The sequence below is a fragment of the Sulfurimonas xiamenensis genome (genome assembly GCF_009258045.1).
In the GTDB taxonomy this organism is placed as follows: Bacteria; Campylobacterota; Campylobacteria; order Campylobacterales; family Sulfurimonadaceae; genus Sulfurimonas; species Sulfurimonas xiamenensis.
Map to the genome: position 1 here is coordinate 1861662 of NZ_CP041166.1, position 14726 is coordinate 1876387.

At 36.1% G+C, this 14726-nt stretch carries 18 protein-coding genes; 11 read left to right on the forward strand and 7 right to left on the reverse strand.

Features of this window, described 5'->3' with window-relative positions:
• The first annotated feature begins 424 nt into the window (after positions 1-424).
• Positions 425-1126 (forward strand): Bax inhibitor-1/YccA family protein, encoded by a 702-nt coding sequence (locus FJR47_RS09425; RefSeq protein ID WP_152300186.1) that lies wholly within the window; start codon positions 425-427, stop codon positions 1124-1126.
• Positions 1116-1520 carry a thiamine-phosphate pyrophosphorylase gene (locus tag FJR47_RS09430; protein ID WP_188093719.1) on the forward strand — a complete coding sequence of 135 codons (405 nt, stop codon included), beginning with the start codon at positions 1116-1118 and terminating at the stop codon, positions 1518-1520. The genes FJR47_RS09425 and FJR47_RS09430 overlap by 11 nt, the downstream gene beginning before the upstream one ends.
• Before the next feature lie 74 nt (positions 1521-1594).
• Here FJR47_RS09430 and FJR47_RS09435 read toward each other — a convergent pair whose 3' ends face one another.
• From FJR47_RS09435 to soxC, 5 genes are all read right to left on the reverse strand, one after another.
• Positions 1595-2560: an MBL fold metallo-hydrolase gene (locus tag FJR47_RS09435; protein ID WP_152300187.1), complete on the reverse strand. Its 966-nt coding sequence runs from the start codon at positions 2558-2560 to the stop codon at positions 1595-1597.
• Between the two features lie 121 nt (positions 2561-2681).
• On the reverse strand, positions 2682-2972 hold the full coding sequence (gene soxZ / locus FJR47_RS09440; RefSeq protein WP_152300188.1) for a thiosulfate oxidation carrier complex protein SoxZ: 291 nt from the start codon (positions 2970-2972) through the stop codon (positions 2682-2684).
• Positions 2973-3035: 63 nt separating this feature from the next.
• Positions 3036-3491, reverse strand: a complete 456-nt coding sequence (locus FJR47_RS09445; RefSeq protein ID WP_152300189.1) for a thiosulfate oxidation carrier protein SoxY — start codon at positions 3489-3491, stop codon at positions 3036-3038.
• A gap of 42 nt (positions 3492-3533) precedes the next feature.
• Positions 3534-4688, reverse strand: coding sequence for a c-type cytochrome (locus tag FJR47_RS09450; protein WP_152300190.1), 1155 nt, complete (start codon positions 4686-4688; stop codon positions 3534-3536).
• Between the two features lie 13 nt (positions 4689-4701).
• Complete coding sequence (soxC, locus tag FJR47_RS09455) at positions 4702-6042, reverse strand: sulfite dehydrogenase (protein ID WP_152300191.1); 1341 nt, start codon at positions 6040-6042, stop codon at positions 4702-4704.
• A 260-nt stretch (positions 6043-6302) separates the two neighbouring features.
• Between soxC and FJR47_RS09460 the strand changes: the two genes are divergently transcribed.
• On the forward strand, positions 6303-6749 hold the full coding sequence (locus FJR47_RS09460; protein ID WP_152300192.1) for an MOSC domain-containing protein: 447 nt from the start codon (positions 6303-6305) through the stop codon (positions 6747-6749).
• Here FJR47_RS09460 and FJR47_RS09465 read toward each other — a convergent pair.
• Entirely contained in the window at positions 6731-7423 is a 693-nt protein-coding gene (locus FJR47_RS09465) for a methyltransferase domain-containing protein (RefSeq protein WP_152300193.1), read from the reverse strand. The genes FJR47_RS09460 and FJR47_RS09465 overlap by 19 nt on opposite strands.
• Positions 7424-7583: 160 nt before the next feature.
• Here FJR47_RS09465 and secG point away from each other — a divergent pair, with 160 nt between their 5' ends.
• The 8 genes from secG (at position 7584) to murU (ending at position 14481) form a co-directional block, all read left to right on the forward strand.
• Positions 7584-7916: a preprotein translocase subunit SecG gene (gene secG, locus FJR47_RS09470; protein ID WP_152300194.1), complete on the forward strand. Its 333-nt coding sequence runs from the start codon at positions 7584-7586 to the stop codon at positions 7914-7916.
• A gap of 93 nt (positions 7917-8009) precedes the next feature.
• Positions 8010-8567, forward strand: a complete 558-nt coding sequence (frr, locus tag FJR47_RS09475; protein WP_152300195.1) for a ribosome recycling factor — start codon at positions 8010-8012, stop codon at positions 8565-8567.
• A gap of 6 nt (positions 8568-8573) precedes the next feature.
• The gene (pyrE, locus tag FJR47_RS09480; RefSeq protein ID WP_152300196.1) at positions 8574-9182 is read left to right on the forward strand and encodes an orotate phosphoribosyltransferase; all 609 of its coding nucleotides are present in this window, start codon (positions 8574-8576) and stop codon (positions 9180-9182) included.
• A gap of 25 nt (positions 9183-9207) precedes the next feature.
• Entirely contained in the window at positions 9208-10320 is a 1113-nt protein-coding gene (locus FJR47_RS09485) for a glycoside hydrolase family 3 N-terminal domain-containing protein (RefSeq protein ID WP_430738911.1), read from the forward strand.
• Positions 10320-11792, forward strand: a complete 1473-nt coding sequence (locus tag FJR47_RS09490) for a sodium:solute symporter (RefSeq protein WP_152300197.1) — start codon at positions 10320-10322, stop codon at positions 11790-11792. The genes FJR47_RS09485 and FJR47_RS09490 overlap by 1 nt, the downstream gene beginning before the upstream one ends.
• A complete protein-coding gene (locus FJR47_RS09495; RefSeq protein ID WP_152300198.1) occupies positions 11785-12891 on the forward strand; it encodes an anhydro-N-acetylmuramic acid kinase in 1107 nt (368 codons plus the stop codon). The genes FJR47_RS09490 and FJR47_RS09495 overlap by 8 nt, the downstream gene beginning before the upstream one ends.
• Positions 12884-13822, forward strand: coding sequence for an aminoglycoside phosphotransferase family protein (locus FJR47_RS09500; RefSeq protein ID WP_152300199.1), 939 nt, complete (start codon positions 12884-12886; stop codon positions 13820-13822). Before FJR47_RS09495 ends, FJR47_RS09500 begins: the two co-directional genes overlap by 8 nt.
• Positions 13819-14481 carry an N-acetylmuramate alpha-1-phosphate uridylyltransferase MurU gene (murU, locus tag FJR47_RS09505; RefSeq protein ID WP_152300200.1) on the forward strand — a complete coding sequence of 221 codons (663 nt, stop codon included), beginning with the start codon at positions 13819-13821 and terminating at the stop codon, positions 14479-14481. The genes FJR47_RS09500 and murU overlap by 4 nt, the downstream gene beginning before the upstream one ends.
• Here murU and FJR47_RS09730 read toward each other — a convergent pair.
• The gene (locus tag FJR47_RS09730; RefSeq protein WP_159572017.1) at positions 14468-14614 is read right to left on the reverse strand and encodes a hypothetical protein; all 147 of its coding nucleotides are present in this window, start codon (positions 14612-14614) and stop codon (positions 14468-14470) included. The genes murU and FJR47_RS09730 overlap by 14 nt on opposite strands.
• Positions 14615-14726: the final 112 nt, after the last annotated feature.

The following is a 14726-nucleotide window of genomic DNA, read 5'->3' on the forward strand; positions in this document are numbered from 1 at the left end:
TCTGATAGACTTTGTATAGTATCTATACTATTGGGTATCTCTAAATAAATAGAGACCAAATAGAATAGACGGTTGTTGTTATTTTAGTTATTTCTAAGTAAACTTATTAATGACCAATCTAACTATTTCTAGTTATTAAAGTCTATTTACTTGCTTAGTTTTCAATGATCTCAAACCTAGATTTTTAATCCTAAACTTTAGGTCTCTCTGTTTGTGGAGGGGAATTATAGAGAAATGATTCTTAATGGCTTCTTAATCTGTGAAAGAGTTTTTAATCTTTTTTTTAAAATGTTAAGTTTTTTTTATTTTTTACTACCACATATATTAAGATGTTGCTGTTTATTAACTTTTTATGTATAAAATTTTTAAATATACAAATATGTAAATTATTTTGTATTACATATAATCAAGAAAAAGGAAAAATATGGGACTTTATGATCGTGATTATGCAAGAGGAAATGCATCTGCATATAGCACTAATCATGCTAGAAGTGATGCACAAATTGTATCTTTTGTAAAAGAGACTTACAAACTTTTTGCTGCTTCAATGATGGCTGGTGCCGTTGGTGCTTATGTTGGTGTGCCTATGGCTGGAACTATTGCAGCTAATTTTTTCCCTCTACTAATTTTGGAGATTGGGCTTTTAATTGGGCTGCACTTTGTAAAACATAAACCTGGAATAAATTTAGCTGTAATGTTTGGCTTTGTATTTATGACAGGTTTAATGTTAGCGCCTTTGCTTTCACATACGCTTGGTATGAGCGGTGGTGGAACAATTGTAGGAAATGCTTTTGCAATGACATCTCTTGTATTTGGTGCTATGAGTTTTTATGCCATTAAAACAACTAAAGATTTTTCAGGGTATGGAAAACCATTAATGATAGCACTTGTTGTTATTATTGCATTTTCTATTATAAATATCTTTTTGGGGAATCCATTGATGGCTATAGCTATCTCGGGAGCTGTTGTTTTACTATTTAGTATATTAGTGGTATATGACACTCAAAATATTATTAAAGGAGCATATGAAACTCCGATCGATGGAGCAATTGCACTTTATCTTGATTTTTTAAACATATTCACATCTCTTTTACACCTATTTGGTATATTTGGAAATGAAGAATAATAAGCTCTCACCCGAACTTTATCGGGTGATTGATGCTAACTTAAACCGCCTCAAAGAAGGTATACGAGTTGTTGAAGATATACTAAGATATCGAGACAACAATAAAGAGCTCTCTTACAAACTAAAACGATTAAGACACAAAGCAAAAATCAAAGAGACCTTAGAACTGCTTAAAGAACGAGACAGTACAAATGATGTACTTCGCTCAACTGTTAAGAGTGAATTAAATCGCGACAATATATCAGCTATTATTATTGCTAATTTTAAAAGAGCGCAAGAATCTGCAAGAGTACTTGAAGAATTATATAAACTTCACAGTGTCGAATATAGTGAAAATTTTAAATATATAAGATATGAATTGTATAGTATTGAAAAAGATGTTTTAATTCAATAAATCAAGAGAGATTATAAAGTAGTTTTTAAAAAAGTTATTTTAATAAAACAATCTGGCACTCAGGCCAGATTATCTTAATCCAGCCCCATGTCAAATTCCATAAATGCTCTAGATATATTGCTAGCATGTAATAAATCATACAAAGCTTTATCTTTAAACTCTTCTAACGGTACCGCTTCAACTATCTCTGTGCTATCAACACCTTCATCCATTGCAGCCTGAACTCTATCTCTTGTAAGAGTAAAATATTGTACTGCTTCATCCGTAGCTGTTTTGTCTATAATAAATCCATGTCCCGGCACCAGTTTTGTCCACTCTTTAGAATTGATCATCTCTAATGCTCTAAGCTGACCCATTACAGATCCGTCTCTGTTTGATGTAATTCTTCCATTCATAACTAAATCACCAGCTAAAATCAGTTTATTATCCGGCATATATAAAAAATAATCTTCAACAGAGTGTCCCATTCCAACAGGAACATATTCAAAATTTAAACCGGCAATTTTAAACTTAATTACCTTTTTATACCACTTATCAACATGAATGATTTTTGTACCTCTTATAGCATTTTCAGAGAGTGTTTTAAACATTCTAGACTCTTCATGTCCAACTTCATAATTTAAATTGATAGATTCAGGACCAACAATCTCAGCACCATGTACTTCTTTATAATAGTTATTTCCTAGCCAGTGGTCATCATGTTCATGACTTAAAATAACATGTTTTACAGGAAGTTTTCCCGCAATTTTACTTACTGCTTCGTAAGCTTGTTTTGCATACACATATGACGGACCTGTATCCCATAAAACATAACTGTTATCACCTTTAATATAACAAGTATTTACCATGTTTCCGCCATTTTCTTTTGTCGGTATCTCAAGTGCTCCAAAAAAACACCATACATTTTCACTTACTTGCTTCGGTTTTAAATTATAATCAAAATCAGGCACTGATTTATGATTGTGTTCAGAACATACAGCTGTTAATGGTATTAACGCTACAGCAGCCGTTAATAACGGTTTTATCATTTTATTTAACATGTTTTCCCCTTTTGTTTTTATTTATTCTCCGACAAGAATAAAATTTATGTGTTAAAAACACATAAAGTTTATTCTTAGTGATATTTGCTATCTTCTTTTTTAGAAGAAGATAGCAAATAATTTATTTAACTTTAACAGTATCGCTTTTGGTTTCACCTTTATTGTCAACAGTTTCTATAACAACCTCATCACCTTTTGCACCTTTATATGCAAATTTGAAATAAGGATTTTTTGACAAAAATGGACCAGTTGATGCTTCCCAAACTACATTTCCATTTACTTTAGCTGTTACATGAGTAAGGAAATCAACACCTATTTTTTTAATCTCTGCCTCTTCTTTTCCAACCATTGGACTATCAAGCAGCAATTTAACTTCAACAATACCTTTTTTTTCTTTCGCTTTTAATTTCATAGTATAATCCTTTTTTATTTTTTATGTTTATAATTTTTTCTTTATGATTTGTGGAAGATTAAATCAACCTCCACAACCACCGATAGAAACCTCTACTTTTTGTACAGCTGAATACAATTTGCCGTCTTTGCCTTTTCCAACAACAGTTACCTCAGCAGTTTTTCTCATTTTTATTTTAGTCATCATATCAGCAACACCATTTTCTCCAACTTCAAATACTGCAACTGCACTTCTTGGATTTGCATCTTGGAATAGAGCAATTGTTGTAAGTTCTACATCTGATTTAATAACAATTGGCACTGCACCGCCATTTTCAGCCAATTTTGGAGCTTTTAATTCAATTTTTCCTTCAATTAAAGGTGCTAAACCAAATAATGCTTCAATAGCTTCTCTACTTCCAGCAGCTTCCCATGCCTTTGGAGCAGTTGTTCTAAAATCTGTAGCACTTAAACTAACTGGTAATACTGATGCAACAGCAGCCGCTGTAACACCTAAACTTAAAAATTTTCTTCTTTGCATTTTTTTTCCTTTTTATTAAAATGTATAATAGAATCGTTAAATTTATTTACTTGACTCTATCATAAAGTTAACGATATCTTTAACCTGATCGTCACTTAAGTTCATAGCACCGCCTTTTGGAGGCATAGCGCCAATACCATTTAAAGCATTATGATTTACTCTATCTATGCCTTGTTCCATTACTTTAGCCCAAGCATTTTTATCCCCAACCGGCGGAGCTCCCATGTTATCAGTTTTATGACAAACCAAACAAGACTTTTCATATAGCATTTCAGCTTCAGAAACTGCTGCACCTGCATTTGAATCTACTTTAGGTAGATCTCTTAGAGTTGAATACGGAGGTTCAACATTTGTAATTTCATTTCCTATTCTTTTTATAGGTTCTTTACCACAGTTGGTCATACAACGACTGCCTACTGCACCAAAGTTTTTCGGATCTTGATAAAATGCTTTTACATTTTCAACACCATCCGGTCCATCAATATTTGGATAAAAACCATCACGATTAGGCATTACAATCTTTGTAAAGTTATCTTGATTTAACTCTTCGATATCTTCGCCATCTATTTGAATACCATTTTCTGCCAGCAAATAAGCTGCCATAGCATACATCTCATCTGGTGTATAACTTTTTGGGTTTGCATACGGCATAGCATCTCGGATATACCAAATAAGCGTACTTGCTTGTGGCCAATATGTACCTATAGTTCTTTTTGGAGCATCTTTGCCCGGACAAGTTCTTTGATTTGTAAGCGAATCCATTGAACCGCCTGTTAGTGTCGGATAGCCTTTGCCTCCTGCACCAAATTCACCATGACAGCTTACACAATCTCTGTCATAGAGAACTTCGCCCTCTTCTACTGTACCGGAACCTATCGGCAATCCTGTACCATCAGGCATAATATCTGCATCCCAAGCTTTTAACTCATTTGGAGTTGGAGCTCTACCGAAGTTTACACCCGTTGTCGCTTGTTCATTAACAGCATATGCAGTATACATGCCGTTTTCTCTTTTATATGTAACACCACCATCTAAAGCATTTTTAGTAGGGTTGTATATACCGCTAGCAGCCGATTCTACCTTCGCAGATGATGTACCTGCAGAAGTATTAGAAGCAAAACAGCCAGTAAAAAACAGCGCGCTGCTTGCAGCTACGGAAACACCAAGAATAATTAGTTTATTGTTTAATTTTATCATTTTCTACATCTCCCTAACTTGGACAGTTATCTGTTCTAACTTGAACATTATGAACTGAACCATCTTGTCTAACTTCCCAAGTACAAATTGAGTTTCTATGATAAACACCTTCTAATCCCATAATAGCTTTTTCTTGCGAAATTGATGGCTGAACGAATCCAGCATCATCCATTGCCCGCGATTGTAAAAGCAACGGTTTGCCTTCATACCTGTACATATATGAGAATCTTGTCCATGATTTAGGAAGAACTAACCCTTTTAGACTTGCTTCAACATAGTTATCTCCACCGTCAAATGATATATCAACAGCTTTAATAGTTCCATGACCACTCCACGCAATACCTTCAACTTCTACCAAGTCGCCTTTTTTAAGATCTGACCATGGTTTTTCAGGACAAGGAGTTGTGATAATAGAGTTAACTTCTAACGGGTAGAAATGCTGTATAGCTTTACCACTCGGCATTAACACAGTATACTTAGAAGTCTCTTCTTTACAATACCAAGGCTCTGCACCAAATTCTAAACGCTTAAGCCATTTAACACATAAATTAGCTTCCCAACCCGGCAACATTAAACGAACAGGATACCCCTGCTCAGGTCTAAGCGCTTCACCGTTTTGAGCCCAAACAATCATTGCATCATCTAAAACTTTCTCAACAGGAACAGTTCTGCTCATCTCTGAGCCGTCAGAACCTTCTGCCAACATCCATTTTGCAGTCGGCTTAAGACCAATTTCATCAAGAATAGTTTTAAGACGAACACCAGTCCATTCAGCATTACTCATCATACCTTTTACAAATTGTAAAGAGTTAAACTGAGGACCTTTCCATTCTGCCGCACCATTTGCAGGACACTCCAAAAACAGAAGTCTGCTCTCAGATGGATACTTCTTTAACTCATCTAAAGTTAAAACAATTGGTTTTTCAACTAATCCATGAATCATAAGTCTAAACTTATTTGGATCTACATGAGCAACACCATTGTGTGTTCTTGTAAAATGCAAACCATTTGGTGTAATAATCCCCTCTAGCTCATGTAGCGGCGTCATTGAAACTGCAGCATGCATATCACCAGCAGAAGAGAGAAGAGCCGAAGTTCTTCTTACAACATTATGTTCGTACGCCGATGGTATCCCATAAGGATGCTTGTTAAGCTCATCGCCTAATGTTGTACCCCACTCAACATGGTGAACTATATTTTCATCATCAGCTAAAAGCTTAGCCGGTGCTAAAATATTAGTAGCAGCTATCGCACCTACAGAATAAGCAGCAGTTCTTTTGAAGAAATCTCTTCTACTCGATTTTTTTGCTTTGTCTGTAGTAGTTTCTAAATTATTTTCAGAAATTTTACTCATTTATCATCTACCTCCCCCTCTCTCTTTATCTTGTAATTTCATAATATGTAGAGTATATATTTTATACACATATTATAAAATGCAAGAAAATCATTATATATGAAATATAATTAAATTGTCAAGAAATAATAGCATTTTTGTAATAATTTTCTCACATTTATATAAAAATGCGCAATTTTCGAATGATTTACAAATAAAAAATCTTTTTTATGAGATAAAATTATGTTAAAATCATATAAAACAATTAAATGGTGAAAAAAATGTCAAATATTTATGTTGGAAAAATCTTAAAACTTTTTGTTTCCCATAAAGGTAATTCTAAAAGAGTCAGACAGTCTGCTCTTTTAGTGGATACGCTAGGAGTAAAAGGTGATAAATTTTACAATAAAGAGAGTGACCGTTCTATTTTAATAGCATCAACAGATAGTTATGATTTAATAAAAAATTATCAAATTGATATGCCGCATGGATATTTGGGCGAAAATCTTTTAATAGATTACAACCCTTACGCTTTAGCGATCGGAACACGGCTTAAAGTAGGAGATGCCGTATTAGAAATTAGTCAAAACTGTACTATTTGCAATCACCTCTCGGTACTAGACAAACGAATACCCAAACTTTTAAAAAGTGACAGAGGAATTTTTGCCAAAACAATAAAAAGCGGAGAAATTAATCTAGATGATTCTATCTATATATTGCAAGAGTAAATAAAAGCTACTTCAAACTCTAAATAGTTTAGAGGATATTCATATAATAATTTTTTACTCTCTTTATAGCTTAATATCTTTCTTGATCCGCTTACACCGCTTTTTTTTATATACTTAAACATATCTCTTGTGGATTCAAACTCAAGTTTATAGTTTACAATCTCAAACTCTGCATCAAAATACTTTTTCTGCAACGCATTAATTTCATCGGCACTTCTTAAAATAGAATCTATTGACGCTGTTTCATTTATTGTTTTAAATGTATTTGATGTAAATATTGCCAGAGCAACAGGGGCATTTAACTCTTTAATTTTACAAAATACTCTATCTAAATCATCCGCCCATTGCAGGGCTGATGCTGAAAATACAAAATCATATATATATGTAAGCATATTCTCAAAAAGAGTATCATCATTAAAATCTCCATATACACACTCTATTTTTGATGATTTTGGATGCAGCTTTAACATACCTGGCGCAAAATCTACTCCGGTAAAGTGTTGATACTCCCAATTTATAGCTTTGCAAATAGCTCCACTGCCACATCCTAAATCTAAAATATTTTTTGGTTTTTTAGTAACATGGCTTAAAAGTTTTTGAATAACCATGTTTTGTATAATATTGTATTTGTTGTATTCTAATGCGTATTTGGAAAATTCTAAACTTACTTTCATTTTATATCTTATTATTAAAGCGTTGTTAAATATAACATTTACTATAAAAATTCTTTTTTTCGATTTAAAACACTTTAAATATTTTTTAAAATTATATCTTATTTTGCAACAATTAAATTTTTTAGGTATAATTCGCCACTTTAAAAACTCAGGATATATAATGACAACCAGCTTTCTACTTATTGTTCAAATAATTTTAGTCATAATGTTAGTAATAGCAGTATTACTGCAAAAAAGCTCAAGTATTGGTCTTGGCGCGTACAGTGGATCAAATGATTCTGTTTTCGGAGCAAAAGGTCCGGGCAGTTTTCTAGCAAAGACAACCTTTACTATTGGTTTTTTATTTGTTGTAAATACAATTACTTTAGGTTATATGTACTCATCAACAGCAAATGAATCTGTTGTAGACAACTTAGTTCAACCAACAGATATTAAAGCTCCGTTAGCTCCTAATTCAACACCAAAAGATAACGAAACTTCACCTTCTAAATAGTTGCTTTTTTTTGCAACTATACTTCATTAAAATATTTTTTTTAGGCATTTCTTGCTACAATACCGCCACTATTTTCATACATAAGGAAACTAAATGCTAAATGAAATATTCGATACATGCGAATCAGAGATGCGAGCAAGCGTAAACCATATGCTAAAAGATTTTAAAACACTTAGAACAGGTAAAGTAACTACATCTGTTTTAGACAATGTTAGAATTGATTACTATGGTACCATGACTTCACTTGATCAGGTAGGTTCTATTTTAGTTGCAGATGCAACTACAATAGTTATCAATCCATGGGAAAAAAATCTTCTTCCTGCAATTGAAAGTGCTATATCAAAAGCAAATGTAGGCGCAAATCCAAATAATGATGGGGATCAGATCAAACTATATTTTCCTGCAATGACAGTTGAGCAGAGACAAGAGTCTGTAAAACAGATGAAGAGCATGGGTGAGACTGCAAAAATTGCTATAAGAAACGACAGAAAACATGCAAATGACAAAATAAAAAAGCTTGAAAAAGATAAAGAGATTACAATCGATGAGTCAAAATCTGCACAAGAAAACATACAAAAACTTACAGATAAATTTATTGCAGAAGTCGATAACATTCTTAAAACAAAAGAAGCAGAGATACTAAAGGTTTAATTTATTATGGATATTAAAAAAATATATATGGATTCAGATGCTCTTTTAGAGGGGCATTTTAAACTAAGCAGCGGCAACCACTCACAGTTTTACCTCCAGTCTGCAAAAGTTTTAGAGAATCCAAAAACTGCAAAACTTCTTGCAGATGAACTGGCTCATGAGATCAAAAAAAGCGGTTTGAAGATAGATACAGTCTGTGCCCCCGCTCTTGGCGGTCTTATTGCAGGTTTTGCACTTGCAACTGCACTTGATGTCCGCTCTATCTTTGCCGAGAGAGTGGATGGCAAGATGAGCATTCGCCGCGGCTTTGAGATAAAAAAAGGCGAAAGAGTTTTGATGTGTGAAGATATTATCACTACAGGCGGTTCTGCTATGGAAGCTGCAGAAGTTGTAAAAAGCCTTGGCGGAGAGATTGTAGGTGTTGCCGCACTTGCTAACCGCGGTTTTTGTAAGCGCCAAAACAGCGATATCACAACAAAGCCAAACTGTAAACTCCCTCAAGACATTCCGTTTTTTGCGCTGGAGGATTTTACATTTGAGATGTATTCTCCTGATGAGTGCCCTATGTGCAAAGCCGGAAGCGAAGCTATAAAGCCCGGCTCAAGAGGAAATTAAAATCCAAAAAGAGCTTATTTAAAAGGTGTTGTTTTTGAAACTAACCACTCTTTTTTTTACACTGATGCTCTTTTTTCAAAATGCATATGCTTCTGAGATGCCTCAAGATGAGCTGCTTAAAAAGATGATTGGCAGGATGCTTATCGTAGGTTTTGATGGACAAAGTGTTACAAAAGATAGTCAAATCGTAAAGCAGATACAAAAATATCACCTCGGCGGTATCATTCTTTTTGACCGCCATTTTAACGAAAGAACTAAAACAAAAAATATAAGTTCTCCTTCTCAGCTAAAAACTCTTACCTCATCGCTCAAATCATTCGCTCTAAAACCGCTTCTAATCTCAGTTGATCAAGAGGGAGGAAAGGTCGCAAGACTCAAAAGCGCTTACGGTTTTGAAGCCACACCCTCTGCTAAAATTGTTTCCGAGATGGATGCCTACATGGCAAAACGAATATATGACAATCTTGCAAAAACACTCAAAGATGCAGGTATAAACTGTAACTTCGCGCCTGTAGTCGATTTAGCTGTAAATCCTCAAAACAGGGTTATAGCAGGACTAAAACGCTCCTACTCAAACGAGCCCAAAGAGGTCACAAAATATGCAAAAATTTTTATGAACTCACTAAGAGATAAAAACATTATCAGCGTGATAAAACATTTTCCAGGTCATGGTTCATCACTTGAAGATTCACATAACGGATTTGTAGATATAAGCAAAACATGGAGTGAGATTGAGTTGGAACCCTACATAGAGCTTATACATTCAGGAGATGCCGACATGATAATGACGGCTCATGTCTTTAACTCAAATCTTGATGAACTTTATCCCTCAACGCTTTCATACAAAGCAAATACGGAGCTGCTGCGAGATAAACTTGGCTATAAAGGCGTGATTGTCAGTGATGATTTGCAGATGGGAGCGATTGCAAAACATTATACTCTTGAACAGATTGTGACACTCTCTATAAACTCTGGAGTGGACATGCTGCTCTTTGGCAACCAACTCTCATATCAAAACAGTGATGAACTTGTAGAAACTATTTTAGCTCAAGTAAAAAACGGCGCAATCCCTCTAAGTAGAATTTTAGAGTCAAACTCAAGAGTAGAACAGTTGTTCACTAAGATAAAAATTAAATAATGCAAAGTGCTTTTTCAACTCTAGACTGGGTCGTATTTGCCTCCTATTTTATCATGCTTGCCGTTACATCCGCTATTTTAAGCCGTACCAAAATCAACTCTTCACGAGACTACTTTTTATCTCCAAATACAATGCCGATGTTTGCCGTCGCCATATCTGTTCTAGCTACCTCACAGTCAGCCGCCACTTTTTTGGGTGCTCCAGAATACTCTTATGTGCATGATTTTACATTTATAGGATTTTACTTCTCTGCGCTTTTAGCGGTTATTTTTGTAGCTTACATTTTAGTTCCGAAATATTACGAGATGAAGGCGGTTACGGTATATGAACTCCTAGAAGGCAGATATGGCGAGAGCGCAAAAAAGCAAGCAGGCGTTATGTTTCTTATCGGGCGCTTACTTGCCAGCGGAGCAAGACTCTATATCGGTTCTCTTGCAATATCAATGATTTTGTTTAGCGATATACTCTTTTTTCATGTTGCGCTCTCCATCTTAGTTTTAATGTTTGGAGCGCTTGCATACACCTACTTCGGCGGTGTGCGTTCTGTAATACTAAGTGATGTTATCCAGTCCATAACATACATCGGAGCAGGAGTCGCTGTTCTTATCTATCTCTACAGCTCACTTGAGCACATCGAGATTATAAAGACACTTAACGAACACAATAAACTAAACTTTTTAGACACATCATTTGACGGCAGCTTTAGCGTTATCGGGCTTCTTGGCGGCTGGCTTCTTCTAAACATTGCTGCATTCGGACTTGATCAGGATATGACGCAAAGAGTGTTGGCGTGCAGGGATAAAAAAGAGGCGGCAAAATCGCTTATTGTCTCTATTTTGCTCACTATCCCCGTCGTACTTCTTTTTCTGGCAATCGGCTCACTTCTGTACCTCTTTTACATGCAAAGCAGCGTAACACAGAGTTTTGAAGGCGAAAAAATTACGATTTTTATGTACTACATACTAAATGAAATGCCTGAGGGATTAAGAGGATTGGTTACAGTCGGAGCCATTGCGGCAGCGCTCTCAAGCACAAACTCTGTTCTTGGTGCCATGGCATCGGTTGCGGTTGAAGACCTCTACAGACCATGGAGATTAAAACAGGGCAAAGTGGAGGAGCAACACTTTGTAAAAGCTTCACGATTTGCGGTGCTCCTCTTTGCCCTGCTCCTCTCTCTTATGGCAATGGTAAGTTACTTCTGGCAGCGCCACGGTGATTTATCACTTATAAACTTCGCGCTTGGCGTTATGGCATTTGCATATACGGGGCTTTTGGGTGTATACTTCTCGGCAATATTTACATCACGAGGAAATGAAAAGAGTATTTTATGGGGGCTTTTTGGAGGATTTGCTACAGTTCTAGCGCTTCAGCCCTATACCTTTGGCTTTGAGATTGGTTTTTCATGGCAGATGGTTATCGGCACAACCGCAGCATTTTTAATCGTTCAAACAGGAGAAGCAAAAAATGAGTGAATTTTACATTGGCGTAATGTCGGGAACTAGTCTTGACGGCATTGATATTGCCTACTGCGAAATCAAGCAAGAGAGTTTTGAACTTCTGCACTCTGCGACTTACCCTTTTAACAAAGAGATAAAAGAGAAGATTTTAAAAGCACTAAAGACTCCTGTAACACTTAAGCAAATCGGCGAACTTGATACGCGTTTGGGAGAGATGTACGCAGATGCGCTAGAGCGTTTTATAGCTGAAAAAAAGATAGATAAAAAACAGATAGCCGCTATCGGTCTACATGGACAGACGCTTTGGCATGAACCGGAGGGTGAATATCCCTTCTCCATGCAACTGGGCAATCCTAATATTATAACGGCGCTAACAAACATTCGTGTCGTTAGTGATTTCAGACGAAAAGATATGGCTTTAGGCGGTCAGGGCGCTCCATTTGCACCTGCTTTTCATCAATATATCTTCTCAAGACTAAAAGCCAAAATTGCCATTGTAAACATAGGCGGGATGGCAAACTTATCTCTTCTGGGAGAAAATCTCACGGGGTACGATACCGGATGCGGAAATGTTCTTATGGATTACTGGGTTTCGCTTCACAACAGTGCAATGTTTGATGAGGATGGAAGATGGGCAAAATCAGGAACTCCAAACTCTGAGCTATTAGAGCAGATGCTAAGCGAGCCCTATTTTTCAAAAAAAGCCCCAAAGAGCACTGGAAGAGAGCTCTTCAATGGGGCATGGCTTGAGAGAGAACTTCAAACTTTTTCACATAAAAAGGGCGGCACACTGCATATAAAAAACATGGATGTGCAAGCAACACTTTTGGAACTAACGGTCTCAAGCATTGCAAATGAAGTCAAAAAAAATGAAATAAATTTACTTATAGTATGCGGCGGCGGTGTTAAAAACGGCTATCTTATGCAGAGACTTGGAGATGTGCTAAGGGGTGTGGAAGTGGTTTCAAGCGATGAGTGCGGGGTAAGCAGCGAGTTTATGGAAGCTATGGCTTTTGCATGGCTCGCACATGAGAGAGTGCACAAAAATTGTGTTAAATTATCCTCCGTGACAGGAGCGTCAAAAGATTCTATATTAGGTGCTATTTATGAGTAAAACCCAAACCTGGCTAAAAACAACGACCTTTAAAAACTACATAGTTGAGTCTGCTTTGGCAGATGCGAGTTTTAGAAAATATTACAGATTGCGTGACGGCAGCAAAACAGCTCTACTGATGGATTCTTCACTTGAAAAAGAGTCGCTCATATCCTTTCTTGATGTGACATCAAGACTTCAAAATGCGGATGTGGGCGTACCTAAAATATTTGAACAAAACAAAGAAGAAGGCTTCTTGATACTCGAAGATTTCGGCACTAAGCACTATCTGAATATCTTAAATCAAAATAACTTTAAAGCATACTACACAAAAGCCATAAATACCATCTTGAAGATGCAAAAAGCCGATGTTGCAGGACTTCCGCTTTACGATAAAGTGTTTTTACATGCAGAGATGAATTTGATGCAGGAGTGGTACATCGAAAAATATCTTCAAGCGACACTGTCTGAAACACAAAAAAAACTTATAGCAAATACTCTTGATGTCATCTCAAATATTGTTCTTGAGCAGCCGCAAGAAACATTTGTTCATCGCGATTTTCACTCAAGAAACATCATGCTAAAAGAGAACAATAAACTCGGAATTATCGACTATCAGGATGCAATGTCTGGAGCGATTACCTATGACTTAGTTTCACTGTTAAAAGATTGCTATATCGCTTATGATCGGAGAGTTATAAAAGAGCTGGCTCTAGAATTTCGCGACAAAAAGGGGCTCAAAGTAGACAATGAAACATTTATTAAATGGTTTGATTTCATGGGGCTTCAAAGACACATAAAAGTGCTTGGAATCTTCTCTCGTCTGAATATCCGCGACAAAAAAGAGGGCTATTTAAAAGATATACCCCTGACTCTTAAATATGTTATAGATACGGCAGGCAGATATGAAGAGACAAAAGAGTTTGCCGCTTTTTTAGGAAAAATAAAATGAAAGCCATGATTTTAGCGGCAGGTCGCGGAGAGAGAATGCGTCCGCTAAGCGATAAAACTCCAAAACCGCTTTTAAAAGTTCACGGTAAAAGTCTTATTGTTTGGCATATAGAGCGGCTTGCTTCTCTTGGCTTTAGCGAAATAATCATCAATATAGACCATTTAGGCGACATGATAGAGAAGAGTTTGGGCGACGGCTCAGAGTGGGGAGTCAACCTGCTCTACTCGGACGAGAGGCAAAGCGGGGCGTTAGAGAGCGCGGGCGGAATTATAAAAGCGCTCCCTCTAATAGAGAGCGAAACATTTTTGGTGGTAAACGGCGATATCTGGTGCGACTATGAGTTTGAAACAGGCTTTGATTTAAAGGGCGACCTGGCGCATCTTATCTTGGTCGCAAACCCTGAGCATAATCCTGATGGAGATTTTGCACTACATAAAAACAGAGTAAGCAACGATACAAAAAGAAGATTTACATTTTCAGGTATCGGGTACTACTCTGCTAAACTTTTTGAGGGCTTAGAGAACAAAAAGATGCCGCTTGCACCACTGCTTAGAGAGGCTGTAGAGAAGGGCAAAGTAAGTGGCTCACTCTATGATGGAAGATGGTATGATATAGGCACACCGCAAAGACTAAAAGAGGTTAACGCTACTTCTGTATAAACTGCCCACAAGCTTTTGTTTCAGTACCTTTAAAAGTTTTATAATCTTTATTGCCATCTAAATATGACTGATAACGAGCACACTCATTGTGTTTTATACATTTATCATTGTTACAAGCTTTATCTACTTCCATTTTTATTTCCTACATTTATAATATTTTTTAAAATTATAACAAATATTTTTATTACTTAAGATTAATATATATTTGATTTTAAATGGTATACTAAAAAAAAGGAGGGTGATTT